The 25242-nt window shown below is 38.9% G+C and carries 20 protein-coding genes and 1 other annotated feature; of the genes, 13 read left to right on the top strand and 7 right to left on the bottom strand.

Translation table 11 applies throughout. From position 1 onward, the window contains the following. Positions 1–9: 9 nt before the first annotated feature. The 5 genes from HNQ85_RS09960 to murC all read left to right on the top strand — a co-directional run bounded on the left by HNQ85_RS09960 (position 10) and on the right by murC (position 6508). Positions 10–807, top strand: coding sequence for a DUF1444 domain-containing protein (locus HNQ85_RS09960; protein WP_181537688.1), 798 nt, complete (start codon positions 10–12; stop codon positions 805–807). A 17-nt stretch (positions 808–824) separates the two neighbouring features. Continuing rightward, a complete protein-coding gene (gene ytpR / locus HNQ85_RS09955; protein WP_181537594.1) occupies positions 825–1430 on the top strand; it encodes a YtpR family tRNA-binding protein in 606 nt (201 codons plus the stop codon). A 114-nt stretch (positions 1431–1544) separates the two neighbouring features. Then, on the top strand, positions 1545–3698 hold the full coding sequence (locus tag HNQ85_RS09950) for a DNA translocase FtsK (RefSeq protein ID WP_181537593.1): 2154 nt from the start codon (positions 1545–1547) through the stop codon (positions 3696–3698). A gap of 218 nt (positions 3699–3916) precedes the next feature. Continuing rightward, positions 3917–5026: a nicotinate phosphoribosyltransferase gene (locus HNQ85_RS09945; RefSeq protein WP_181537592.1), complete on the top strand. Its 1110-nt coding sequence runs from the start codon at positions 3917–3919 to the stop codon at positions 5024–5026. 180 nt (positions 5027–5206) lie between these two features. Beyond that, entirely contained in the window at positions 5207–6508 is a 1302-nt protein-coding gene (gene murC, locus HNQ85_RS09940) for a UDP-N-acetylmuramate--L-alanine ligase (RefSeq protein ID WP_181537591.1), read from the top strand. Between the two features lie 37 nt (positions 6509–6545). Here the strand turns inward: murC and HNQ85_RS09935 are convergent, their stop codons facing one another. Then, a complete protein-coding gene (locus tag HNQ85_RS09935; RefSeq protein ID WP_181537590.1) occupies positions 6546–7661 on the bottom strand; it encodes an aminopeptidase in 1116 nt (371 codons plus the stop codon). A 152-nt stretch (positions 7662–7813) separates the two neighbouring features. Here HNQ85_RS09935 and HNQ85_RS09930 point away from each other — a divergent pair, with 152 nt between their 5' ends. The 5 genes from HNQ85_RS09930 (at position 7814) to ccpA (ending at position 12452) form a co-directional block, all read left to right on the top strand. Then, positions 7814–8242 (top strand): DUF948 domain-containing protein, encoded by a 429-nt coding sequence (locus HNQ85_RS09930; RefSeq protein ID WP_181537589.1) that lies wholly within the window; start codon positions 7814–7816, stop codon positions 8240–8242. Between the two features lie 13 nt (positions 8243–8255). After that, a complete protein-coding gene (locus HNQ85_RS09925; protein WP_181537588.1) occupies positions 8256–8663 on the top strand; it encodes a YtxH domain-containing protein in 408 nt (135 codons plus the stop codon). Positions 8664–8681: 18 nt separating this feature from the next. Then, positions 8682–9014 carry a bacillithiol system redox-active protein YtxJ gene (gene ytxJ, locus HNQ85_RS09920; RefSeq protein ID WP_181537587.1) on the top strand — a complete coding sequence of 111 codons (333 nt, stop codon included), beginning with the start codon at positions 8682–8684 and terminating at the stop codon, positions 9012–9014. 938 nt (positions 9015–9952) lie between these two features. Next, complete coding sequence (locus tag HNQ85_RS09915) at positions 9953–11035, top strand: bifunctional 3-deoxy-7-phosphoheptulonate synthase/chorismate mutase (RefSeq protein ID WP_181537586.1); 1083 nt, start codon at positions 9953–9955, stop codon at positions 11033–11035. A gap of 421 nt (positions 11036–11456) precedes the next feature. Continuing rightward, positions 11457–12452 carry a catabolite control protein A gene (gene ccpA / locus HNQ85_RS09910; protein ID WP_181537585.1) on the top strand — a complete coding sequence of 332 codons (996 nt, stop codon included), beginning with the start codon at positions 11457–11459 and terminating at the stop codon, positions 12450–12452. A 137-nt stretch (positions 12453–12589) separates the two neighbouring features. On the opposite strand, the gene HNQ85_RS09905 is transcribed toward ccpA, so the two are convergent. Genes HNQ85_RS09905 through HNQ85_RS09895 form a run of 3 tightly spaced genes read right to left on the bottom strand, consistent with a single transcriptional unit; the run spans position 12590 to position 15079 of the window. Next, the gene (locus HNQ85_RS09905) at positions 12590–13762 is read right to left on the bottom strand and encodes an acetoin utilization protein AcuC (RefSeq protein WP_181537584.1); all 1173 of its coding nucleotides are present in this window, start codon (positions 13760–13762) and stop codon (positions 12590–12592) included. Continuing rightward, complete coding sequence (locus tag HNQ85_RS09900) at positions 13759–14403, bottom strand: acetoin utilization AcuB family protein (RefSeq protein WP_181537583.1); 645 nt, start codon at positions 14401–14403, stop codon at positions 13759–13761. The genes HNQ85_RS09905 and HNQ85_RS09900 overlap by 4 nt, the downstream gene beginning before the upstream one ends. Before the next feature lie 43 nt (positions 14404–14446). Continuing rightward, positions 14447–15079, bottom strand: coding sequence for a GNAT family N-acetyltransferase (locus tag HNQ85_RS09895; protein ID WP_181537582.1), 633 nt, complete (start codon positions 15077–15079; stop codon positions 14447–14449). 223 nt (positions 15080–15302) lie between these two features. Here HNQ85_RS09895 and acsA point away from each other — a divergent pair, with 223 nt between their 5' ends. Beyond that, the gene (acsA, locus tag HNQ85_RS09890; protein WP_181537581.1) at positions 15303–17018 is read left to right on the top strand and encodes an acetate--CoA ligase; all 1716 of its coding nucleotides are present in this window, start codon (positions 15303–15305) and stop codon (positions 17016–17018) included. 126 nt (positions 17019–17144) lie between these two features. Here the strand turns inward: acsA and HNQ85_RS09885 are convergent, their stop codons facing one another. Further along, a complete protein-coding gene (locus tag HNQ85_RS09885; protein ID WP_181537580.1) occupies positions 17145–19970 on the bottom strand; it encodes a transglycosylase domain-containing protein in 2826 nt (941 codons plus the stop codon). Positions 19971–20158: 188 nt separating this feature from the next. Next, positions 20159–20382, top strand: a binding site (T-box leader). A gap of 44 nt (positions 20383–20426) precedes the next feature. Here HNQ85_RS09885 and tyrS point away from each other — a divergent pair. Next, positions 20427–21686: a tyrosine--tRNA ligase gene (gene tyrS, locus HNQ85_RS09880; protein ID WP_181537687.1), complete on the top strand. Its 1260-nt coding sequence runs from the start codon at positions 20427–20429 to the stop codon at positions 21684–21686. 117 nt (positions 21687–21803) lie between these two features. Here the strand turns inward: tyrS and rpsD are convergent, their stop codons facing one another. Next, positions 21804–22406 (bottom strand): 30S ribosomal protein S4, encoded by a 603-nt coding sequence (rpsD, locus tag HNQ85_RS09875; protein ID WP_111644479.1) that lies wholly within the window; start codon positions 22404–22406, stop codon positions 21804–21806. A gap of 394 nt (positions 22407–22800) precedes the next feature. Between rpsD and HNQ85_RS09870 the strand changes: the two genes are divergently transcribed. Next, on the top strand, positions 22801–24669 hold the full coding sequence (locus tag HNQ85_RS09870) for a sensor domain-containing diguanylate cyclase (RefSeq protein ID WP_181537686.1): 1869 nt from the start codon (positions 22801–22803) through the stop codon (positions 24667–24669). Positions 24670–24714: 45 nt separating this feature from the next. Here HNQ85_RS09870 and HNQ85_RS09865 read toward each other — a convergent pair whose 3' ends face one another. Then, on the bottom strand, positions 24715–25197 hold the full coding sequence (locus HNQ85_RS09865; protein ID WP_246326840.1) for a GAF domain-containing protein: 483 nt from the start codon (positions 25195–25197) through the stop codon (positions 24715–24717). Positions 25198–25242 lie beyond the last annotated feature (45 nt).

Here is a 25242-nt window from a genome sequence, read left to right as displayed (position 1 = left end):
ACTATGAAAATGGACAGCAAACAAATGCGAAAGGAAATTGAAAAAAGACTTGCACATTACGATTGGACGTTTCTGTTTGATGCGAAGAAAGATACCCTCCGTGTAGAAAATAAAGAAACAAAAAAGGGAGTAACCATTTCATTGCCGGGCATTATTGCAAAATGGGAAGAGAAAAAAGAAGCGGCGATTGATGAAGTGGTTTATTATATCGAGCAGACATTAACGATGATGAACGAAAACCATTCATTATCTGGTAAAGAAAAAGATATTTATCCTGTCATTCGTTCTACTTCATTTCCTTTAGAAACAAGCGAAGGTATACCGCTTATTTATGATGAGCATACGGCAGAAACGCGGATCTACTATGCTCTTGATTTAGGAAGTACATATCGTTTAATTGACAAAAAACTCGTCGAAAAAGAAAACTGGGATGAAAATCGTATTAAGGAAATCGCCCGTTTTAACGTTCGTTCGTTAGAAATGAAAGTAAAAGAAGATCGAGTGGCTGATAATGTTTTTTACTTTATTAATACAAACGATGGTTATGACGCAAGCCGCATTTTAAATGAGTCATTTTTAGCTAAGTTTTCCGAAAAAATAACCGGGACAATGGTACTTGCCGTTCCGCATCAAGACGTCCTTATTATTGCTGACATTCGTAACGAAATTGGCTATGATGTACTTGCACAGATGACGATGAGCTTTTTTGCCAGCGGACGCGTTCCGATTACCGCATTATCGTTCTTATATGAAGATGGGAATTTAGAACCTATTTTTATTTTAGGGAAAAATCGTACAAAAAAGTAAGAAAGGATGTTTGACAGATGAACGTATTTTACAATCGTGAAGGAATCGGAGACGTATTGCTTGTTTCATTAAAAACGATTAATCCTGAACAACGGGCATTCGAAAAAAAGGGAGATGTTGCTCGCATTTTTCATGAAGAAACAGGAGAAACGGTCGGATACAATGTTTTCAATGCATCAAAATACTATGAGTTTACAGAAAATGGTTCTGTTGAACTCAATGAAGAAGTCGTATCTGTTATCAATGAAATTTTAGCGAAAAACGGTTTTTCTGAACAACTAAAAGCCGATTTTTCACCAAAGTTTGTTGTTGGTTATGTGAAAGAAAAAGAGAAGCATCCAAATGCTGATAAGTTAAGCGTATGTAAAGTCGATGTCGGAAATGAAGTATTGCAAATTGTCTGTGGTGCACCGAATGTGGAAGCTGGTCAAAAAGTAGTTGTGGCTAAAATCGGAGCGGTGATGCCAAGCGGTTTAGTAATTCGAGAGGCGGAATTGCGCGGCGTTCCGTCATATGGCATGATTTGTTCGGCGCGCGAACTTGATTTGCCAAACGCTCCACAAGAAAAAGGAATTCTTGTTTTATCTGATGAATATGAAGTAGGTCAGCCATTTTTCAAGTAAAACGTTTAGTCAAAAAGTCACTAGATGTACATCTAGTGACTTTTTTGTAGAAAATTCTCGAATTATTGTTAAAATAAATTGTTGTAAGGTACATTAATGAAAGAGTGATTATTGATGAAATGGTTGAAAAAACTATTCAATTTTGTCAGAGAAGAAGAGGAAGAACGAATTTCTGTTGAAAAACAAGAACGAACGAAACAGCCGTCTTCTTTTCGAATAGAAACAAAAGTGACATACCAATATCCAACAGGGAAGTTTCGTTTTCCACTGATTCCCGATGAACCTGCGTCATCTCCGAAAAAAATATCTGCTGTTCGGAAGATGGAAACGACAGTGATAAATGAGTCAAGTGAGCAGGTGCAAAAAAAACCGTTTCGCCCTTCAGAAGTGCCATCTCCAATTTATGGATATAAACAACGTCCTAAAAAAGAAAAGGTGGAATTTGAGTTAACTTCTGAAGCATCACTATTCCTTCCAAAAGACGAGGAGCCCCTGTTAGAGGATGATAAAACACCGCTAGTTAATAATGAGAAAAATAGATTTAAAGAGGCAATCGATCATGTTGAGGAAATGCAAACGGTAACGCCTTTGACAACGGAAAACACCGAGCAGTTAGCAGACTCTGACTTAACGAAAAATGAAGAAGAAACATTAGCGGACAATCGTGAAGAAGCGGATGAAAAGTTGGTTGCCGAAGAAGAGCAACAAATAGAGCAAAATCAAGAACAAAATCAGCTTAGAGAGCAGGAGCAAAAAGAAAAGCAGCGCTCTCCGATTCCTTACAACGTTATTATGCTTAAGCAAGATCGGAAAAAATGGGAGGAACGAAAGAAACAAGAACAATCTCAATCATACCGCTTTCCTTCATTGACGTTGTTGAATCCACCCGTCGAAAGACAGGAAAATGATGAGCAATGGCTAAATGAGCAGCGGGAATTGTTAAATCAGACGTTTGAAAGCTTTAATGTAGGCGCGACTGTTGTCCATGTCACACAAGGACCGACCGTTACACGGTTTGAAGTGCAGCCTGAACGAGGAGTAAAAGTGAATAAAATTACAAGCTTGGCCGATGACATTAAATTGAGTTTGGCAGCGAGGGATATTCGTATCGAAGCGCCGATTCCGGGAAAAAGTACAATCGGTATTGAAGTTCCGAACTTACAAAGCCGTCCTGTGTTTATTCGGGAAATTTTGCAGAGCCCGGCTTTTACAAGAAATCCGTCACCACTTACCGTTGCTCTTGGGTTAGATATATCGGGAGCACCAATTGTAACAGATTTAAAGAAAATGCCGCATGGACTTATTGCTGGGGCGACAGGATCGGGCAAGAGTGTCTGTATTAATGCGATGCTTGTAAGTTTGCTCTACAAGGCTGCCCCTCATGAAGTAAAGTTATTGTTAATCGATCCCAAAATGGTCGAGCTTGCACCGTATAATCATATCCCGCATTTGGTGAGCCCGGTCATTACTGACGTAAAAGCAGCCACCGGTGCTTTAAAATGGGCGGTTGAGGAGATGGAGCGTCGCTATGAATTATTTGCTCATGCTGGCGTCAGGGATATTAACCGTTATAATGAATTAGTGAAGCGAGAGCAAAAGCTTGAACATCATATGCCATATATTGTTATTATTATTGATGAGCTTGCTGATTTAATGATGGTATCACCTGCTGATGTAGAGGAGGCGATTTGTCGCATTGCTCAAAAAGCGAGAGCTTGTGGGATTCATTTAATTGTTGCGACACAGCGCCCTTCTGTCGATGTCATTACCGGTCTCATTAAGGCAAACATTCCGACAAGAATTGCTTTTTCTGTTTCTTCTCAAATTGATTCACGAACGATTATTGATACGAATGGAGCCGAGAAGTTGCTTGGTCGGGGCGACATGCTATTTCTTGAAAACGGCACATCGAAAACCATTCGCATTCAAGGAAACTATGTTTCTGATGAAGAAATTGAACGTGTCGTTGCCCATGTAAAAAACCAAATGTCACCGTCATATTTGTTTCAGCAAGAGGATCTTATTAAGCAAAACTCATTGTCACATGAAGAAGATGAATTATTTTTGGAAGCGTGCGAATTTGTTGTTCAACAAGGCGGTGCATCAACTTCAAGCTTACAAAGACGATTCCGCATCGGTTATAATCGCGCTGCAAGATTGATTGAAATGATGGAAGAGCACGGAATTATTTCGGAAGCGCGCGGCAGTAAACCGCGTGATGTGTTAATTACAGAAGAAGAGCTGGCGAACTTACAAGAAACAATGTGACTTTTGTGGTTGGGTGAAGGGATCAAACGATTTACTGGATTCCATGGGAGTCCTTGTTCATGAAAGGCTAGTGTATCTTCTGTCTGCAGATTACAGAAGATACACTAGCACATGCCGACTTTCGTCGCGCAGAGGTTCAGAAGATATAGATAAACATGATATTCTTTAGTTTGACGAAAAATAAGATTATATTATATATTTAGCGAGGGAGCTTAAGGATGAAGGAGATCGAATTAAAGCTGCAAGGAAAAATTAAGAGATTAACAAATAAAACGTTTAAATTTGATGAGCGGGTGCGCGATGGTTGGTTTTCAGCTGTATATTTTTTGAAAACGAGAGAAATTGTACGTGAATTTCGTCCTGATAATATTGTGACAATGCAATTTTTCCAAAAAGAACATGCCGTTCTTTGCGGCACGGACGAAGTCATCGCCCTTATCAAAACGTTTGCTGATGATCCGGATAATTTGGAAATTTATTCGTTGAAAGACGGGGATAAGATTAGTCCTTTTGAAACCGTTTTAACGATTACCGGTCCTTATCAAAACTTTGGTTATTTAGAAGGGATTATTGACGGAATTTTAGCACGGAGAACATCCGTTGCGACAAACGTGTATAATGTAGTAAAAGCGGCTGCATTGTCAGGCGTGCAAAAGCCAATTATCTTTATGGGAGATCGCGATGATCATTTCATGATGCAGGCGGGTGACGGCTACGCTGCGTTCATTGGTGGCTCAACGGCACAAGCGACCCATGCGATGAATGAATGGTGGGGCAAAGAAGGAATGGGAACAATGCCGCATGCTCTAATCCAACTATTTGATGGAGATGTTGTCGCAGCAGCAAAAGCGTATCATGCCAAATATCCTGATGATGATTTAATTGTACTTGTTGACTATAACAATGACTGTATTACGGATGCGCTGCGTGTTGCCCGTGAGTTTGGCGACAAGTTAAAGGGTGTTCGTGTTGATACATCACGGACGATGATTGACCAATATTTTATCCGTCACCCAGAAGTGCTTGGTACGTTTGACCCACGCGGGGTTAACCCGCCTCTCATTTTCGCGTTGCGCGAGGCGCTTGACCGCGAAGGATTCAATCATGTTAAAATTGTTGTCAGCGGTGGATTTAACGAGCAGCGAATTATTGAGTTTGAAAAGCAAGGAGTTCCGGTCGATATGTACGGAGTTGGCAGCAGCTTATTAAAAGTTCATATCGGTTTTACAGGCGACAATGTATTGTTGAACGGAAAGCATCAAGCAAAAGCAGGAAGAAGATATCGCCCAAATCCACGGTTAGAAAAAGTCGATTTATCGTCGATATAATAGTGGTTTGCTGGGAAAACTGATAGAGAAAGTTCTATCAGTTTTCTTTTTCCTCGTAGTTTTTAACACAAAACAGTGATATAATGTTGAAATGTGAGATACATACGATTAGGCAAATAACAAATCTAGATGAACATCATATACTGTCTTACAGATAGACGATTGTTGGAGGTCTTCGATATGACTGTTTACCATTTCGTCGGTATTAAAGGGACGGGAATGAGCGCTTTAGCTCAAGTCCTTCACGATATGAAATATGAAGTACAAGGTTCAGATGTGGAGAAGCGCTTTTTTACACAACAAGCGTTAGAAGATCGTGGAATTCCGATTTTTCCATTCAGCAGAGAAAATATTAAACCCGGCTATACAGTGATTGCGGGGAATGCTTTTCCAGATACACATGAAGAGATTCAGGCCGCATACGAATTAGATGTTCCAGTGATTCGGTATCATCGTTTTTTAGGAGAATTTTTACAAAAATTCACAAGCGTTGCGGTGACAGGAGCTCATGGGAAAACATCTACAACTGGGTTGTTAGCGCATGTCATGCAAGGAGCTCAGCCAACGTCTTACTTAATCGGTGACGGGACCGGAAAAGGTGTTGAAAACAGCAAATACTTTGTGTTTGAAGCTTGCGAATATCGCCGACATTTCTTGGCATATTTTCCTGATTACGCAATTATGACAAACATCGATTTTGATCACCCTGATTATTTTGCCAATATTGATGATGTATTCGCTGCTTTTCAAGAGATGGCTTTGCAAGTGAAAAAAGGGATTATTGCATGTGGAGATGATGAATATCTACAAAAAATTCAAGCGAAAGTGCCGGTCCTTTTTTATGGATTTGGAGAAGATAATGACTTTCAAGCGCGCAATGTTGTGAAGACAACGGAAGGGACGGCATTCGATGTATTTGTGCGCAATACTTTTTTTGCTTCTTTCGAAATTCCGCGGCATGGCGATCATAATGTATTAAACGCATTGGCAGTGATTGCATTATGTCATTATGAAGAGATCGATGTTGCGGTTATTCAAGAACGTCTTAAAACGTTTCAAGGGGTTAAACGACGTTTTAGCGAAAAACAACTTGGAGGCCAAATCTTAATCGACGACTACGCGCACCATCCGACAGAAATTTTGGCGACGATTGATGCGGCAAAACAAAAATACCCTGATAGAGAGATCGTTGCTATTTTTCAACCGCATACGTATACGAGAACGCAAGCGTTTTTAAATGAATTTGCCGAAAGCTTGCAAAAAGCGGACCAAGTGTATTTATGCGACATATTTGGCTCAGCAAGGGAACATCACGGTAAACTTTCCATTACAGATTTACAGGAAAAAATCCCGAATGCCCGCCTTATTCAAGAGCATGATACGGCAGTATTAAAAGAGCATCCACATGCCGTCCTCATTTTTATGGGAGCAGGAGATATTCAAAAGTTTCAAGAGGCATACGAGCAAACCATTCGCTCATAAAAAAGCGAGGCAGGAAATTCCCTGCCTCGTTTGCTGTTTATTTTAAGTTCTCTGGATTTAATGGTTCCAACTCTGGAATGACGAAGCGGCCGTCTTTACGGATGAGCACATCGTCAAAGTAAATTTCACCGCCGCCGTATTCCGGGCGTTGAATCATGACCATGTCCCAATGAATGTTCGAATGGTTGCCATTGTAGGCATCATCGTAACATTGACCAGGTGTAAAATGGAAACTGCCGTCAATTTTTTCGTCGAATAAGATATCTTGCATAGGATGCTGAATATAAGGGTTAACACCGATGGCGAATTCTCCGATGTAGCGCGCTCCTTCATCTGTATCGAAGATTTTGTTAATGCGCTCTGTATCGTTCGCTGTCGCTTCAATAATTTTGCCATCCTTGAATGTAAGCTTGATATTTTCGAACGTAAAACCTTGATATGGTGAAGGAGTATTGAATGTAATCGTACCGTTTACAGAATCGCGAACAGGCGCTGTATATACTTCACCATCTGGAATGTTCATTTGTCCTGAACATTTGACGGCTGGAATGCCTTTAATGGAGAATGTTAAATCTGTGCCCGGACCAGTAATGCGCACTTTATCGGTCTTGTTCATGAGCTCAACAAGGGCATCCATTGCTTTATCCATTTTGCCATAGTCGAGATTACATACATTAAAATAGAAATCTTCAAATGCTTCTGTGCTCATTTTTGCAAGCTGTGCCATCGATGGGTTTGGATAGCGGAGCACAACCCATTTTGTTTTTGGTACGCGAATTTCACGATGGACTTTTTGTCCAATTGTTTTGCCGTGAATTTTCATTTTATCGTCTGGTACATCAGCAAATTCGTTAATGTTGTCGCCTGCACGCAAACCGATGTAAGCGTCCATATTTTGCATCACGTTTGCTTCAAATTCAGCCATCATCGCAAATTGCTCTTCTTGAGCGCCAAGCAGCAGTGCTCGATCTACTTGATGATCTTTTAACAAAACGAACGGATAGCCGCCAGCAGTGTATGCTTCGCGGACGAGGGCGATAACGAGTTCGCGTTGCAACCCAAAGTTTTCAATCAATACTTTTTCTCCTTTTTGCAGTCGAACGGAATAGTGAATTAAATTTTTCGCTAATTGCTCAATGCGCGGATCTTTCATTTGCTATGCCTCCAAAAGATCATAATTTTATGTACAAATTATATTGTAACCGAATGCTGAGGATTTGTTGAATACAATCTCTTGCAGGAATTTGTCGTTTAGAACTCGAATTATGTGATAGAGAAAATGGGTTGCAGCTAAGGAGGAGAACGATGAAAATTATTTTATATTTAAGTGTTGCGTTAATTGCTATCTCATTTTTTATTTTAGTTATATACATAGCCAAAACATTAAAAGCATTTCAAGAGACGATTCAAAGCTTAACAAAAACAATCAATAGCTTGGAAAAGCAAGTACAGGATATTACAACGGAAACGACGCAGCTATTACGAACGACAAATGCAGTAGCTGATGATATTCAAAGAAAGATAGAAAGTTTAAATTCCATTGTTCAGGCAGTAGAAAATGTAAGTTCTACTGTTGAGTCGTTTAATCAATCGCTTCACGATATTTCCGACACAGTAGCGAAAAAAATCGAACATCATCAAGAAAAAGTAGTTCAAGTGATGCAATGGGGAAATGCTTTTCTTGAAATATGGGAAAAATGGAGAGAAAGAAAACAACATAAACAGAAAAGTTGAGGAGGTTTTTTCAATGGCAGGAAATAAAAACGGAAACGGAGCATTTTTATTCGGAGCGATTGTTGGCGGGATTGTTGGTGCTGCGACAACTGTGTTTCTTTCAAGTGAAAAAGGAAAAAAATTATTGCAGGAAATCAAGAATACGGATATCGATGAGCTAAAAACGACAGCGATCGAATGGATGAAACTTGCAAAAGATAAAACAGCAGATTTAGCAAAATCCCCAATAGCTGTGAAAAATGAAAGAAATGTAAAGAATGAAGTTCTAGATGAACGCATGGATGATTCTTCAGAAGCAATGTCGATTCCCATTCCAACTCATTATGAGTCAAATGAGGGAAATAAAATAAATATTGAGAAAATGCTAAAAGAAGCAGAGGAAGCGTTGAACGACGCGGAAAATAAATTTAACCAACATTAAAATGACGAGGTGAACAAAATGGCAATGAAGAAAATCGACAGTGTTGAACAATTTCAAGAGGTATTGGAAAAAGGGAAATCATTTCTGTTTATTAAACATAGTTTGACATGCCCAATAAGCCTATCAGCTTTTGATGAATATAAAAAGTTTGTCGAAGCTCATCCGGAGGTAGATACATATTACCTTTATGTTCAAGAGGCACGACCATTATCCAATTACATTGCAGAAACGTTTGAAGTCAAACACGAGTCCCCGCAGGCGCTGTTATTTGAAAACGGATCTGTCGTTTGGCATACGTCACATTGGAATATTACGTATGATACATTAAGAAAAGAAGTAGTGAAACAATAAAAAATGGAGTTATCAGCTTTTATGAATGGATGGTCGTAATCGGAATAATAGTGGTAACGTTAGGAATAGAATAGGGCTGTTCAATTTCTCTTTTTTCAAATGCACACAGATATCAAATAATGAAAAGAACATAAAACGATATTTGACGTTTTAAATGGTTCAGCAGCATCTCCGATTTATCCCCTTTTTAGGTTCAGTGTTAGTGTATCTTCATTACCGATAATATAAGAAAAAGAGGCTGATCCAAAAAGCAAGTGTCGGACTTCACAGCATAATATATAGGACATAACATTAGATAAAGGGACTATATATTGTGAAAATGTACGTGAGGTCAGACGCTGATGGGTCAGCCCTATTTTCTTTCTGAGCTCGTTGCATATCAAACGATTTGTCATTCATCTCTCGATGCAAGCTTCCTTGTCACAAGAAGAGGGATTGCGAGTTCCCAGTGTGATCATATTCTTGGCTGATAGTATGAAATAGTTTACTACTCGCATCAGAAATGGCAACGGTTATTTCTTCGCGAGACACTTCTGCTTGAAGACATAAAATATCAGTAATTGTGACAGTTTCCTTTGTTTATAGTAAGACGGTATTTTTTTTAATTCGATAAGGATTTTAGCGACTGCTAGCACATCATGAATTTGCCTGTTCGTGATGCTCTTTCATGATCATATCTAAAATTTGATAAGAGCCGTCTTTTTCTTGTAAAATAACTCCAACAACAAAAAGTGTCTTATATCTAATGCAAAAATGGCGGCTTTATTGTTCGTGGACAGTTCAACTTATTTAAAGTCATATGATACTTTATTACTTAAAAGCGTTTAATTGTTAAAGTTTTTTGGTGACAAAAGTATCCATTTGCATTATAATAATTACTAATTACTAGCAATGTACCATATTTTTCAGTTTCTACAAACTAAGAAAGGATGAGAAGGATGAGCAATGAAAGATTAGATGAGTTACGGGAAAGAGTCGATGAACTGAATTTGCAACTTTTAAAATTAATTAACGAGCGAGGCAGGCTCGTCCAAGAAATCGGCGAAATTAAAAAAACACAAGGAACGTACCGTTATGATCCGGTTCGCGAACGAAAAATGCTTGATATGATCTTGGAACATAACGACGGTCCATTTGATACAGCAACATTAAAACATATTTTTAAAGAAATTTTTAAGGCTGGATTGGAATTGCAGGAAGATGATCATCGTAAGGCGCTGCTTGTATCGCGTAAGAAAAAGCCAGAAAACACAATTGTTGATGTGAAAGGCGAAAAAATTGGTGATGGCCGTCAATATTTTATCATGGGACCTTGTGCGGTAGAAAGCTACGAGCAGGTAGCTGCAGTCGCTGAGGCAGTGAAAAAGCAAGGACTGAAACTGTTGCGCGGCGGAGCGTATAAGCCGAGAACGTCGCCTTATGATTTCCAAGGACTAGGGTTGGAAGGATTGAAAATTTTAAAACGGATTGCAGATGAATATGATTTAGCGGTTATCAGTGAAATCGTTACGCCAGCTGATATTGAAACAGCGCTCGATTATATTGATGTCATTCAAATTGGTGCCCGCAATATGCAAAACTTTGAATTATTAAAAGCAGCTGGGCAAGTGAATAAGCCGATTTTATTAAAGCGTGGATTAGCGGCAACGATTGAAGAATTTATTAATGCGGCAGAATATATTATGTCGCAAGGAAATGGACAGATTATTCTTTGCGAGCGCGGCATTCGCACATATGAAAAAGCGACAAGAAATACGCTTGATATTTCGGCCGTACCAATCTTAAAGAAAGAAACGCATTTGCCGGTGTTAGTTGACGTCACTCATTCAACTGGGCGCCGCGATTTATTGCTTCCTTGTGCAAAAGCAGCCTTGGCAATTGGAGCGGATGGTGTCATGGCAGAAGTACATCCAGACCCAGCTGTCGCTTTATCTGATTCGGCTCAGCAAATGGACATTGAACAATTCCATGAGTTTATGGAAGAATTAAAAGCATTTCAAGGACAAATGGTAAAAGCGTAAAAAACGACGAGGCTGACCCAAAAGCAAAGTGTCAGACCCCACAACACAATATATAGGGCATAATGGACTATAGATTGTGAAATCGATGTGAGGTCAGACACTGATGGGTCAGCTTCGTTTTTATCCCGTTCTAATCGTCTGTAAGACTCTCACCTCTACAGGTGGGAGTCTTACAGACGATTAGAACCCGATAAGTTCAACTAACATCAGTAGGGATGAAGGCCCCACTGATGAAGTTTTACTTTATTTTTCCATATCGCTTCTGCTTTTCTTATAAATTGTGACAACATTTACAAAATGTTTGTAAATACGTTGCCATGATTGTATAAAGTGTCGTATCATATTCTACATAAATGGCCGGAGTCTGGGGGATAAAACCATGCAATAGATTTAAAATAATGAAAAAGGAGAGTGGATAATTGTGAACGTTACCATTTATGATGTAGCTCGTGAAGCAAACGTTTCCATGGCTACCGTTTCGCGTGTTGTTAATGGCAATCCAAATGTTAAGCCATCTACGCGAAAAAAAGTGCTTGAGGCTATTGAGCGTTTAGGATATCGTCCGAATGCAGTGGCGAGAGGATTAGCAAGCAAAAAGACGACAACAGTAGGTGTTATTATTCCAGACATTTCGAGTATCTTTTTTGCTGAATTAGCGCGCGGGATTGAAGATATTGCCACAATGTATAAATATAATATTATTTTAAGTAACTCTGATCAAAATAAAGATAAAGAATTGCATTTATTAAATACGATGTTAGGCAAACAAGTGGATGGTATTTTATTTATGGGTGGATATATCAGTGAGGAGCATGTCACAGAATTTAAAAAGTCTCCGGTTCCAATCGTATTGGCAGCAACGATAGAGGAGAATAACATTATTCCATCTGTGAATATTGATTATGAGCAGGCTGCATATGATGCAGTTGCGTTTCTCATTGAGAAAGGACATAAGCGCATTGTTTATGTAACTGGTCCGGCAGACGATCCGATTAACAATAAAAAATTAGCAGGTTATCGTCGCGCATTAGAACAATATGGGTTAACATATGATGAAAATCTGATCATTGAAGGCGATTACTCGTACGATTCCGGCATCGAAGCATATGAGAAAATTGCAGAATTAGACGAACAGCCAACCGCTGTATTTGTAGGAACAGACGAAATGGCTTTAGGGGTAATCCATAGCGCCCAAGACCATGGTGTAAACATTCCAGAACAGCTTGAAGTAGTTGGCTTTGATAATACGAGATTAGCGACAATGGTGCGACCGCGTTTAACAACGGTTGTCCAGCCAATGTACGATATTGGTGCAGTAGCGATGAGGCTATTAACGAAGTATATGAATAAAGAACATGTTGAAAATCATATCGTTGTATTGCCGCATCGAATTGAATATCGTCAATCAACGAAATAGAAAAAAGGCTGTCCCATAAGGGTCTGACCTCACACACTACTTACAGTTTGCCATGTACTGACCGAGCATTATGTACGATTTGTTGTGGCTGTGGGGTCTGACCTTTTGCTTTTAAGACAGCCTCTTTTTACTTTTCGTTAAAGGTTCATTTTTTGGCGGTTGCTGCGAATCGGATAAAGTGCCTTCATGACGGTTTGTGCATTTTTTTCTGTAATCTCTGCTTTGCGTGGAATAGGTGGATAAAGGTCTTCTGGATCGTCCCACTCAGTCGGCAATGGTACAGGAGAGTGCTTTTGCCATTTGTCAATCCATTCTTGTGGTATATTACCTGAAATATTCGATTGTTCTGTCATTTCGAGCCAGATTAACGCCCAAGCGCGTGGTACAACCCGCCAAATATCGTATCCACCGCCACCGACAGCAATCCAGCGGCCTTCACAATATTGATGAGCCATTTCATGAGCCAATTTCGGAATTTCACGGTAAATTTTCATCGTTGCAGACAAATGGGTCAGAGGGTCATAGTAGTGAGAATCTGCCCCGTTTTGCGTTAATATAATATCCGGCCTAAAAAAATCAGCAATTTCCCGAAATGCCTGTGTATATGCATCCAACCATGATTCATCTTCTGTAAAGGCATCAACGGGAATGTTAAAAGAAAACCCATATCCTTTTCCCTGCCCGCGTTCATTGACGTTTCCTGTTCCCGGGAACAAATACCTTCCCGTTTCATGAATGGAAAATGTACATACATTTGGGTCATCGTAAAACATCCATTGTACCCCGTCGCCATGATGGGCATCTGTGTCAACATACAGGACGCGAAGGTTATATTTTTCTTGTATATATTTAATAGCGACGGCACTGTCGTTATAAATGCAAAAACCTGAAGCTTTACCGCGAAAGCCGTGATGCAGTCCGCCTCCTAGGCTTAATGCGTGCTTTGCCTTTCCAGATAATACATAATCTACGGCTGTAAGTGTGCTGCCGACTAAAAGAGCACTTGCTTCATGCATGTTCGGAAAAATGGGGGTATCTTCCGTGCCTAATCCGTAATTTAAAGCAATTTCTTCCGGCAATCGTCCCTCTCCGGCTGTTTTGACGGCTTCAATATAGGCGCGGTCATGAACTAAAAATAATTCATCATCCGTTGCTATTCTGGGAGAGATAATTTGTGAATCATCAAGGGCGTTCATTGTTCGTAACAAATCATAGGTGAGTTTAACGCGAAGCTGATTAAAAGGGTGATGGTCATGAAATTTATATTTTTGGAAATCATCTGAATAGATGAATATGCAATCTTTTTTCATGATGAAACCCCCGGTAAGTTCGGCCATAGTACTGTATAACCTTCGCTTCGCAAGTCTTCAATAATGGCCATGGGGTTCATCGTTTGGATGCGAAAAACGAGAATTTGATATTGCTCATCTTTATCAGGGTAAACGAGAACGCTAGAAATGTTTACGTTTCTTTTTCGGAAAAAAGATGTAACCTCACATAACATTCCAGTGAGATTAGGGACTTTCACTTCTAATTGTGAACCAGGCTGATGAGCACCAGTTAACTGAACAAGTGTATACAACAAATCGGTTTCCGTGACAATACCGACTAACTTGTCATCTTTTACGATTGGCAGGCAACTGATGCGGTGTTCATAAAACAAAGCAGCAACTTCCTCGACAAAATCAAGTGGATGACCTGTGATCACGTTTGTTTTCATAATTGTACTAACAGGCTTTTGTAAGTCTTCTAAATGTTCATCTGCATGAAAAATAGAAGGGCTTGCATCGCGGATATCTCGGTCAGTTACAATTCCAATGACTTTGCTATTTTCATTGATGATAGGAATATGTCTAATTTTATGCTGTTTTATCATCTCTATTGCATCGGCAATCGTATGGGTTGGCGTGAGAGTAACTACATTTGCTTTCATAATTTGTTCAACAATCATTCTTTTTCCCCCTTTGTTGTCTAGAAAACGAATACAAAAGCTATTAGTACATAAAGCGGTTCATAAAGCGAAGGCGATCAAATTTTTGAATCGATTCATGATCAACTCTACTTCCGATTCTAGCCATCAAACAATTCGCGGGATGTGAGCATATTTCTGGGTCATCGGTGGCATACCAGATGAGTCCGCCCGCATTCATCATTTTTTCCATCATTTTACGGTATTCCCATATGTTTAATTCCGTTCTCTTTAAGTCCCAATGCCAATAGTATTCTGTTGTAATAATAATATAATCTTCCATGGCATCGTCCATCATCGAAACAATAAGAAGATTTTTACCAACTCCACATCCACGAAAATCAGGAATAACCTCAATAGCCCCGAGTTCAATTAAATTTTCCATCTTTCCTTCAGACCAGCGTTCAAGAGGATCGGGATAGAGGAAAGTCACATAGCCCACAATCGTTTGGTCATGTCTAGCGATAATAATCCTTCCTTCAGGAAGTTGAGCGATTTCGATTAAAGCTTTATGCTGCTGTTCTGGTTGCCGAAAAGCGGTTAAATCATGATGAAACTCATAGCTTGATAGTTTTTCCGGAGATATCGGCCCTTCAATAATTAATGTGCCTTTTGGGGTTTTTAATTCTTTGGCATTGTACGTTTTTTTATGTTCCATTCGTTCACCACCTGATTTATACCTTTTTACTCATTACCATATACAAAAAAAAATGTAACGTAAAGCGTTTTCACAAAAAGTTCGCAATTACAAATAACTACTGGGGATTATATCGGATTTTGTTGAAAAAAAAGTTGGGTTAGAATTTTTTTAAAATTGAGAATTTATGTTAGGTATAATATAATAGGATTATCATTATTTTACATAAAGGGGGAGTTTGGGAATGAAAGTGGAAGCGCTACCAGTCATACAAGGGGATTTCAACTTAAAAAACTATGAAGAAACATATAAAAATTTTGATTGGTCGGAAGCAGAAAAATATTTTTCATGGTCAGAAACGGGCAAAGTCAACATGGCTTATGAGGCGATTGACCGCCATGCTGAATCGTTTCGAAAAAACAAAGTAGCTCTTTACTATCGCGATGCTACGAGGGAAGAAAAATATACATTCAAAGAAATGAAAGAATTATCGAATCAAGTAGCTAATGTGTTAACGCAAGCGGCCGATGTCGAAAAAGGAGACCGTGTTTTCGTTTTTATGCCACGCTCTCCAGAGTTATATTTTACCGTATTAGGTGCAATTAAACTTGGGGCGATTGTAGGCCCGCTTTTTGAAGCATTTATGGAAGGGGCTGTGCGTGATCGATTAGAAGACAGCGGGGCAAAAGTCATTGTCACGACGCCGGAGTTGCTTCCTCGCGTTCCTGTGAATGAGCTCCCAGCTTTAAAATATGTATTGTTAGTAGGGAACAATATCGTTGAAGAAGGTCCTTATCTTGATTTAAAGAAACGAATGAAGGAAGCAAGCAAACATTTTGACATCGAATGGGTCGATCGTAGAGATGGATTAATTTTACATTACACATCAGGGTCTACCGGTAAGCCAAAAGGGGTATTGCATGTTCATAATGCAATGATTCAACATTATCAAACGGCCAAATGGGTGCTTGACTTAAAAGAAGAGGATGTATATTGGTGTACAGCTGATCCAGGATGGGTAACGGGAACATCATACGGTATTTTTGGCCCTTGGCTTTGTGGAGCATCAAATGTTGTGGTCGGCGGACGCTTTAGCCCGGAAACATGGTATCAAACAATTGAAGATTATGGAGTGACAGTATGGTATAGTGCTCCGACAGCATTCCGGATGTTAATGGGAGCAGGAGATGAACTTGTGAAAAAATTTGATTTAAGTTCCTTGCGTCATATTTTAAGCGTAGGCGAACCGTTAAATCCGGAAGTTGTTCGTTGGGGAATGAAGGTATTTAATCGCCGTATTCACGATACTTGGTGGATGACAGAAACAGGTGGACAACTTATATGTAACTATCCATGTATGGAAATTAAGCCTGGTTCAATGGGGAAACCAATTCCAGGCGTTAAAGCGGCGATTATTGATGATCAAGGAAATGAGCTTCCGCCTTACCGCATGGGCAATCTGGCGATTAAAAAAGGATGGCCGTCGATGATGCATACCATTTGGAATAACCCGCAAAAATATGAGTCTTATTTCATCAATGATTGGTATGTTTCTGGAGATTCTGCTTATATGGATGAGGACGGTTATTTTTGGTTCCAAGGCCGCATTGACGATGTCATTATGACTTCAGGGGAACGCGTTGGTCCATTTGAAGTTGAAAGTAAGCTTGTTGAGCATCCAGCTGTTGCGGAAGCTGGCGTCATCGGTAAACCAGATCCGGTTCGCGGTGAAATTATTAAGGCGTTTATTTCGCTTCGTGATGGTTATGAGCCTTCTGAAGAGTTAAAAGAAGACATTCGTACGTTCGTAAAGAAAGGATTAGCAGCTCATGCCGCACCGCGTGAAATCGAATTCCGTGATAAATTGCCAAAAACGCGCAGCGGCAAGATTATGCGCCGCGTCTTAAAGGCATGGGAACTCAACTTGCCGACGGGTGATTTATCGACAATGGAAGATTAATAATGAATAAGGCTGACCTATAAGTGTCTGACCTCACAGGTATTCACAATATACCGTTCATTTGTCTTATGTCCTGTATATTGTGTTGTGGGGTATGACACTTTGCTTTTGGGTCAGCCTCGATTATTATTGTTGAGAAGGTGAGCTTGGCAGGTTGATAGTTTCCTCTGGTTTTGTACCTTCTTTTGTTTCTGTCCCTTTATTGGTGTCAGTTGGTGCTTTTGGCTTTAGTTTTGGCACTTCTATTTTGCGAACAATATTGGATGGAGCGGATTCTTTTCCGGCAATATCAACCGCTGTTACATAATACATTCCATTTAGAACAGTAAATGAAAGCGGCTGTCCGGATTTAACGATTTGAACAATTCGAAACGGTTCTCCTTCTTTTTTGGCATAGTAAACTCGGTAGCCAATAACATCCGATTCATGGTGCGGTTTCCAGGACACAGTTTGTTTAGATAACTGTATAGTGATAGGAGATGGCCTTTTTCCGTTTTCTCCTAAACGATTGGTAAACTGAGTACTTGCTCCATCCCATTTAGGCAGAAGATCATTTAAATCAATAGGTTCTCCTTTAATTCCAAGCTCTTCAAGCAACTCTTTTTTGATCATAACTCCTGAAGTGATGAATTCTTGTGGAGTCGACTCTAGAATAGCGTATTTTTTGCCATTTACCTTTACAGAAGCGCTGCTTATTAAATAATGATCTACTTTCGTTGGCACAAATTTAGCATTATATAAATCGCTTTGAACGAGCCCCGCTTTTACGCACAAATCAGATGGCAACAGGCCTGAAATCGTACAATACGAGCGTCTTACAATTCCACCTGGCATGTTGAATCTTTTGTTTGGTGCGATTAGCTTAGGATTTACATCATAAGCAGCATTCATGAGACGAGCCCATAGCAATAAATTTCGCCTGCTGTATGTTAGGCCTTTGTATTCTTTTTGTAGCGGTTTTGGAGTATCATACCCCATCCATACTCCGAATGTAACATTCGGATTTGTCGCCACAAACCAAGCATCTTTATTATCTTGTCCTGTTCCAGTTTTTCCAGCCCAATCCGCTGAAAATTTTAAGTAACCTGATAATGCAGCCGCTGTACCTTGTCGAATGACGTCCCGCATCATATCGATTGTTAAATAAGCTGTTTGTCGAGAAAATACATTGACTGGTTGGCTTTTATGTTCATAAATGATTTCCCCATCTTTGGAAACAATTTTTTCAATGAGATAGGCATCGACAAATGTCCCATAGTTTCCAAACGTGGCATATGCGTTTACGTTTTCTTCAACGGTGACGCCTTTTGTTAAAGCACCTAGAGCCATTGATAAATTGCTTGTGTCATCTTTTGTTAAGCTTGTGAAGCCCATTTTTTCTAAATAGGCAATAGGACGTTGATTCACGATTTTCATATATGTGCGAACAGCCGGAATGTTATATGAATATTGTAATGCACGTCGGGCAGATACTAAACCGTGTGTTTTTCCATCGGCATTTTTTGGACTATATACGCCGCTTGCTGTTTTGACATGAAGTCTAATATCTGGAATAACGGAACCAGGCTGAACGATCCCCATTTCCATTGCAGGTGCATATACTAGCAATGGTTTCATTGTTGAACCGTTAGAACGGTATGCTTGAGTGGCGTGATTGAGCTGTTCGCGATGATAATCTCTTCCGCCGACAAAGCTAATAATCTTTCCTGTTTTATTTTCAATTAACATCGCTCCAACTTCAACTGGTTCCACTTTATTAACGATTTTTCCTGTTTTTTGATCTTTTTCTTTTGTGATAATATCGCTTCCAAAGTATTGATAATCACGAACGACTTGCTGCATGCGGTCGTAAATATTTTTGTCAATCGTCGTGTGAATTTTATATCCGTTTTGTCGTAAATTTTTTTCGGCTTTAGCAAGGTATTCATTATAAAGAGCATTGTTAAGCGTTAAATCTTTTTTCTCGTATCCATCTTTTTTGGCAAGAATGCCAGCTAAAATTTCTTTTGCTCGATTTTCAATTTCGATTGTTAGCCAAGGATATTTTTCCATTGGCGACGGTTTAGGAGAAGCGAAATCTTGGGCAATATTATATTGTAGAGCTTCTTTATATTCTTTTTCTGTAATATATCCAGCTTGTTTCATTCGTTGAAGCACGGTTTTCATTCGGTTTAGAGCTGGAGTAATATCTTCTTTGATTTTTCCACTGCTTGTAAATGGCGTATAGCGAAATGGACTTTGTGGCAATCCTGCTAAAAAGGCAGCTTGTGCAAGATTTAAATCTTTCGCATCTACATCGAAAATACCTTCTGCTGCTGATTGAATACCAGCAATTTGCCGGCCAGATGCATTTCTTCCAAAAGGAACTACGTTTAGATATGCTTCTAAAATTTCGTCTTTAGTGAAAAACTTTTCTAGACGAAGGGCGAGAAGCATTTCTTTTGCTTTTCGTTCAAAAGAAACTTCATTCGTTAATATTTGATTTTTCACTAGTTGCTGTGTTAAAGTGCTTCCGCCAGTGCGCACAGAAGAGTTAGTTGCTTCTTGAAAAAGTGCACGGATCACAGCCTTTGGCACAACCCCTTTATGCTCATAAAAGTACTCATCTTCTGTTGCAATAATCGCTTTAATTAAATAAGGTGATACTTGATCAAGTTTGGTTTCTTCGCGCTCTAAGTCAGAACGAAACTGTCCGAGATAGACGTTATTAGCGAAGTAAATATGTGTCGTTTCTTCATAATTATAAATATCTTTTTTCATTTCTTTATAGGAAGGGATATGCATGTCTTTAACTAAAGAAACAAAATAGCCAGCTCCCACTCCGAAACCAAAAAATAGTCCACAAATCAATGCAATGGTGAAGACGAGAAATAAGTTCCAAATGACATCATATGTAATTCGTAACTTGCGCAATGTCTTTTGAAGGGACAGATTATTCGTTTTGTCTGTCATTCGCTACATCCCTCCGGAATATGTATTTTTAAAAAATGACGGATAATTGCGAAAAAAGATCGTGCGCGAAAATTAGTTTTATTATAACATATACGATGTCTAATATTATGTTTTTTTGTCACTTTTCGTTGTCTTGTTTGACAATTGGATTTAATTATGATAAAAGATGTATATCAGAAAATTGAATGAGTAAGGCGATGAAAGGATTTAGTAGTGTTTATCTCCCTGTTTCAGAGAGCTAGTGGTTGGTGCAAACTAGCACAAAGATAAACATGAATTACCTCCTTGAGCTTCTTTTGCGAACAGAAGCATTCTAAGTAGCAAAAGACGGTGAATACCGTTATCGGAATGGAGTGAGAGGGCTTTATGCTCTCTAAGTAGGGTGGTACCGCGATGTTAACTCGTCCCTTCAGTGAAGGGGCGAGTTTTTTAATTTTAGGTAAAGAGGTGGAAGAGATGGACTTATTACAAGATTTACAGTGGCGTGGTCTTATTAACCAAGTGACTGATGAAGAAGGGCTTCAAAAGCTATTATCTGAAGAAAAAATCACTTTATATTCAGGGTTTGACCCAACAGCAGACAGCCTGCATATTGGACATTTATTACCAATACTTACATTAAGAAGGTTTCAACTAGCTGGTCATCGTCCAATTGCACTTGTTGGTGGAGCAACTGGGCTTATTGGTGACCCAAGCGGCAAAAAAAGCGAGCGTTCATTGAACGAAAAAGAAGTAGTACAGCAATGGAGTCAAAAAATTAAAGATCAATTATCTCGTTTTTTAGATTTTGAAACGACAGAAAATCCAGCGAAAATTGCCAATAACTATGACTGGATTGGCTCTCTTGATGTTATTTCGTTTTTGCGTGATATTGGAAAAAACTTTGGAATTAACTACATGCTTGCGAAAGAGTCAGTTCAATCGCGCATTGAGACAGGCATTTCTTTTACCGAGTTCAGCTATATGATTTTACAAGCGCTCGACTTTTTAAAACTTTATCAAAATGAAAATTGTAAATTGCAAATTGGTGGCAGTGACCAATGGGGCAATATTACCGCGGGATTGGAATTAATTCGGAAAACGGAGGAAGAAGCAAAAGCATTTGGTTTGACGATTCCGCTTGTTACAAAGGCGGACGGAACGAAATTTGGTAAAACTGAGGGTGGCGCGGTTTGGTTAGATAAAGAAAAAACATCGCCATACGAGTTTTATCAGTTCTGGATTAATACCGACGATCGCGATGTGATTAAATACTTAAAGTACTTTACATTCTTATCAAAAGAAGAAATTGAACAACTTGAAAAAGAATTGCACGAAGCACCGGAAAAACGTGCAGCACAAAAAGCATTAGCCGAAGAAGTCACAAAGCTCGTACATGGAGAAGAAGCGTTACGTCAAGCAATCAAAATTTCTGAAGCGCTATTTAGCGGAAGCATTTCGGATTTAACGGCCGATGAGATTAAGCAAGGATTTAAAGACGTTCCTTCTTTTGAATATGAAGGGGAAGAGATTGCGTTAGTAGAGTTATTAGTCATGAGCAAAATTTCACCATCAAAGCGTCAAGCGCGTGAAGACATTACGAATGGTGCCATTTATGTTAATGGTGAAAGAATACAGGACGTAAATAAAGTATTAACGAAAGAAGATCGGATTGAAGAACAATTTACAGTGATTCGTCGCGGCAAGAAAAAGTACTATTTAATTAAATACAAGTAATTTTTATTGTGGCTAACCCTGCAACTACAATGATGTACAATCATTATGGTTGTAGGGTTAAAACTAGCCGCTTTTAGAAAAAATAAAACCCTCTGGATTGCCAGAGGGTTTTTAAGATTAACGAGAGTAGAACTCAACGATTAATGCCTCGTTAATTTCAGCTGGTAACTCAGAACGTTCAGGTAAACGAGTGTAAGTACCTTCTAATTTGTCAGCATCAAGTGTTAAGTAGTCAGGCACAAAATTGTTCACTTCAAGCGCTTCTTTAATCACTTGAAGATTACGAGATTTTTCGCGAACAGAAATTGTTTGTCCAGGCTTTACACGATAAGATGGAATATCAACGCGACTGCCATCCACTAAAATATGACCATGGTTTACTAATTGACGCGCTTGACGGCGAGTGCGAGCAAAACCTAAACGGTAAACAAGATTGTCTAAACGAGACTCAAGAAGAATCATGAAGTTTTCGCCGTGTTTACCAGGCATTTTGCCAGCTTCATCGAATGTTTTGCGGAACTGACGTTCGTTTACGCCATACATGTGACGAAGTTTTTGTTTTTCTTGTAATTGTAAACCGTATTCAGAAAGTTTTTTGCGTTGACCTGGACCATGCTGACCTGGTGGGTAAGGACGTTTTTGTAACTCTTTACCTGTGCCGCTTAATGAGATACCAAGACGGCGGGAAATTTTCCACATTGGACCTGTGTAACGAGCCATGAATGCTCCTCCTTTTTGCTTTTATTTTGGGTAAAATAAAAGCAGACGTGCATCAACAATTATGGTCATTTTGTTTTCATGTATCCTCGCTCTAGCAGCTAAGAGTTACACGATACACCTCTTTACTAAGAGGAACAAAATGAATCCATAAAGGTGATCACATAGGCTGCTATATTTTACACAAAGGCTATTATATGATTTTTCCTACTTAAAGTCAATATTTCATGTTTAAAACTTTTTTATGTTTTTATTCTCTATCGTTTGTATGATAGAATGGAAAAGATAGTTTGAAAAAAATATTTTCTAAATATTAACTATTTTGGATAAGATGATAATGGGCCACAATTAATATTTAGGTGTAAAGAAGCAAAAGATGAGCGTGGTGAATTGGAACATGGAAGGTCAAGAAGAAAAATTGTATCGAACCTTTAAGGAAAAATTTTTTGATTGGTTTCTTACATATGATGATTATGAGGATATTTCACAAGTAATGCTGAATTTGCTGCTTCTTATAAAACAGGAACTTATGGTAAAAGAAGTTTCTTTTTTTATGTTTGATCCTTTAAAAAATGTTTTTTTCCTCGAAGTAACCACTGCGGAGAGAGAACGTTTAATAAATTCCACCATTTCTTATGATGTTTTCAAATTGGAAAATGGAGCGGAACTTCCTTTCAAAATTAGGGAAAGTTCGTTGGGGATAACAATTGAACTATTGCTTCGTACAACGGATGAATTGTTAGGTGTGCTGCAAGTCATCAACGATGAAAAGGAACGTTTTAGCGAAAAATTCCTTTTAAAAATCAGGGAAGACTGCATGTTGCTTTTTGAAAAAATGAAAAATCTTTCGCGAGGATTAAGTGAAGAAAAAAAATATGAACGGTTGCATCGATTCACTGCCAAAATCCATGCTTCGATGAAAATAAACGATGTATTAGAAGAAGTTATACGTACTTTACAAGAAATATATCCATCATTTACTTTCCACTTACTTTTGTCCCATGACAATCAAAATCATGATAACTTGCCGATTAAAATGTTAGCCTTTGAAGGCGATGAGGAAAACATGGCAGCTATGCAGGCGTATGTGACTGGACAAATTCAGATTGAAGAAGCTATTAAACCGCAACGATCGATTATATATGCTCCTATTAAAGGAGTACAAGGAGTTTACGGAGTGCTTGAAATCATTGCTCCTCATATTAAAATGTTTTCAAAAAATGAAATTAATTTTATTTCCTTACTAGCCAATACGGCTGGAAGTGCTCTTGAAAATGCCAAGTTATATGAACAGTCAAGACGTTTAATTGCTGATTTACAGCTCATTAATGAAACGATGCATCGGTTAAATACAAACTTACGCTTTCAAGATGCAATAGAATTTATGGTTGAACAAATTCAACGTTCTTTTGGAGCTGAGGAAGTTGGTTTTTTGTTGTTTGATGGGCAGAGAAAAAGAGTATTACAGGGAAGCACTCCTTTTTTTCATTCATCTGAATCGAAGAGCTATATCGATTTTGTTGTAAAGAGAATTCAAAATGAGAGAGAAATTGTATTTTTGGGCAATGTAAAAATTCATTCCTCGTCATTCATCCCGGCATTTCGATCATTAATGGCCGTTCCAATGGTACAAAGCAGCGTGTTGAAAGGAATCGCAATCGTGCTGCATCGGGAACCATATTATTTTACTTTTGAAATGTATAAACTCCTTCAATCATTAATTCATCATTCAACATTAGTGTTTACAAATGCAATGCTGCGTGAAGAGCTAGAGCGTCTCGTTGTAACTGACCGTCTTACCAACTTATATGCTCGTCACCATTTAGATGAACAGATTACTCGTTCAATGGAACAAGATAGTTACGGCTCATTTATTTTAGTTGATATTGATAACTTTAAAACAATTAATGATACATATGGACATCAAGTAGGAGATGAAGTTCTTATTCAAGTGGCAAACATCATTAAAGCAAATATTCGCGAGAGCGATATAGGAGCTCGATGGGGCGGTGAAGAATTAGCTATCTATCTTCCACGTGCATCTCTTACTGTCGGAATTTCAGTCGCTAATCGTCTTGTTGAAAAAATTCGCAAACAAACGAATCCAAGAGTTACTATTTCATGCGGCGTTTCTTATTGGAAGAAAAATCGTACAGATTCTATGATAGAATTATTTAAACGTGCGGACGAAGCGTTATATACTGCGAAGAAAACAGGAAAAAACTGTGTAGTTGTTCAAGATTATCACCGTCGATATAAAGTATAAGAAAAGGAATCCTTTTTTAAAAGGATTCCTTTTCTTATCGGACGGTTAGTCGATGGAGGCCACAAGCGCTTCTACAAATTTTTCTAAATACTTTTGATCAATTTCGTCAAAACGGTTTTTTATCGGACTATCGATATCTAGTACACCAATCACATTTCCATTTTTCACCATAGGCACAACAATTTCTGATTGAGAAGCTGCATCACAAGCAATATGGCCAGGGAAAAGATGTACGTCCGGAACGAGCTCTGTTTTTTTATTCTGTGCCGCTGTTCCGCATACTCCTTTGCCAAACGGAATTCTGACGCATGCTGGCAGCCCTTGAAACGGACCTAACACAAGTTCATTGCCATCAGTTATATAGAATCCGACCCAATTAATATTGTCAAGAAACTGGTTTAATAATGCTGCGGCGTTCGCTAAATTAGCAATGAAATTCGTTTCCCCTTCAATGAGCGCTTTTAGCTGTTTAATTACTAATTCATAATTTTCTTCTCTTGTACCGTTATATTGCAAAACATGAAACAACGATGTCTCCTCCTGTTCCATTTTATTCAATAGAAAACTGAGTGG

The sequence above is a fragment of the [Anoxybacillus] calidus genome (assembly GCF_013760845.1).
Lineage (GTDB): Bacteria > Bacillota > Bacilli > Bacillales > Anoxybacillaceae > Paranoxybacillus > Paranoxybacillus calidus.
Note: the sequence above shows the minus strand (reverse complement) of the source record. Positions and strands in the feature narration are given on the sequence as shown.

What these genes read in the sequence shown, in the direction of transcription:
- HNQ85_RS09895 (WP_181537582.1), bottom strand. Translation starts at nt 15,079, where the DNA reads ATGGAACATAAAAAAACGTACAATGCCAAAGAATTAAAAACCCCAAAA.
- HNQ85_RS09870 (WP_181537686.1), top strand. Translation starts at nt 22,801, where the DNA reads ATGGAAGGTCAAGAAGAAAAATTGTATCGAACCTTTAAGGAAAAATTT.
- ytpR (WP_181537594.1), top strand. Translation starts at nt 825, where the DNA reads ATGAACGTATTTTACAATCGTGAAGGAATCGGAGACGTATTGCTTGTT.
- ytxJ (WP_181537587.1), top strand. Translation starts at nt 8,682, where the DNA reads ATGGCAATGAAGAAAATCGACAGTGTTGAACAATTTCAAGAGGTATTG.
- HNQ85_RS09945 (WP_181537592.1), top strand. Translation starts at nt 3,917, where the DNA reads ATGAAGGAGATCGAATTAAAGCTGCAAGGAAAAATTAAGAGATTAACA.
- HNQ85_RS09885 (WP_181537580.1), bottom strand. Translation starts at nt 19,970, where the DNA reads ATGACAGACAAAACGAATAATCTGTCCCTTCAAAAGACATTGCGCAAG.
- acsA (WP_181537581.1), top strand. Translation starts at nt 15,303, where the DNA reads ATGAAAGTGGAAGCGCTACCAGTCATACAAGGGGATTTCAACTTAAAA.
- HNQ85_RS09900 (WP_181537583.1), bottom strand. Translation starts at nt 14,403, where the DNA reads ATGATTGTTGAACAAATTATGAAAGCAAATGTAGTTACTCTCACGCCA.
- HNQ85_RS09950 (WP_181537593.1), top strand. Translation starts at nt 1,545, where the DNA reads ATGAAATGGTTGAAAAAACTATTCAATTTTGTCAGAGAAGAAGAGGAA.
- HNQ85_RS09935 (WP_181537590.1), bottom strand. Translation starts at nt 7,661, where the DNA reads ATGAAAGATCCGCGCATTGAGCAATTAGCGAAAAATTTAATTCACTAT.
- HNQ85_RS09905 (WP_181537584.1), bottom strand. Translation starts at nt 13,762, where the DNA reads ATGAAAAAAGATTGCATATTCATCTATTCAGATGATTTCCAAAAATAT.
- rpsD (WP_111644479.1), bottom strand. Translation starts at nt 22,406, where the DNA reads ATGGCTCGTTACACAGGTCCAATGTGGAAAATTTCCCGCCGTCTTGGT.
- murC (WP_181537591.1), top strand. Translation starts at nt 5,207, where the DNA reads ATGACTGTTTACCATTTCGTCGGTATTAAAGGGACGGGAATGAGCGCT.
- HNQ85_RS09925 (WP_181537588.1), top strand. Translation starts at nt 8,256, where the DNA reads ATGGCAGGAAATAAAAACGGAAACGGAGCATTTTTATTCGGAGCGATT.
- tyrS (WP_181537687.1), top strand. Translation starts at nt 20,427, where the DNA reads ATGGACTTATTACAAGATTTACAGTGGCGTGGTCTTATTAACCAAGTG.
- HNQ85_RS09960 (WP_181537688.1), top strand. Translation starts at nt 10, where the DNA reads ATGGACAGCAAACAAATGCGAAAGGAAATTGAAAAAAGACTTGCACAT.
- HNQ85_RS09915 (WP_181537586.1), top strand. Translation starts at nt 9,953, where the DNA reads ATGAGCAATGAAAGATTAGATGAGTTACGGGAAAGAGTCGATGAACTG.
- HNQ85_RS09930 (WP_181537589.1), top strand. Translation starts at nt 7,814, where the DNA reads ATGAAAATTATTTTATATTTAAGTGTTGCGTTAATTGCTATCTCATTT.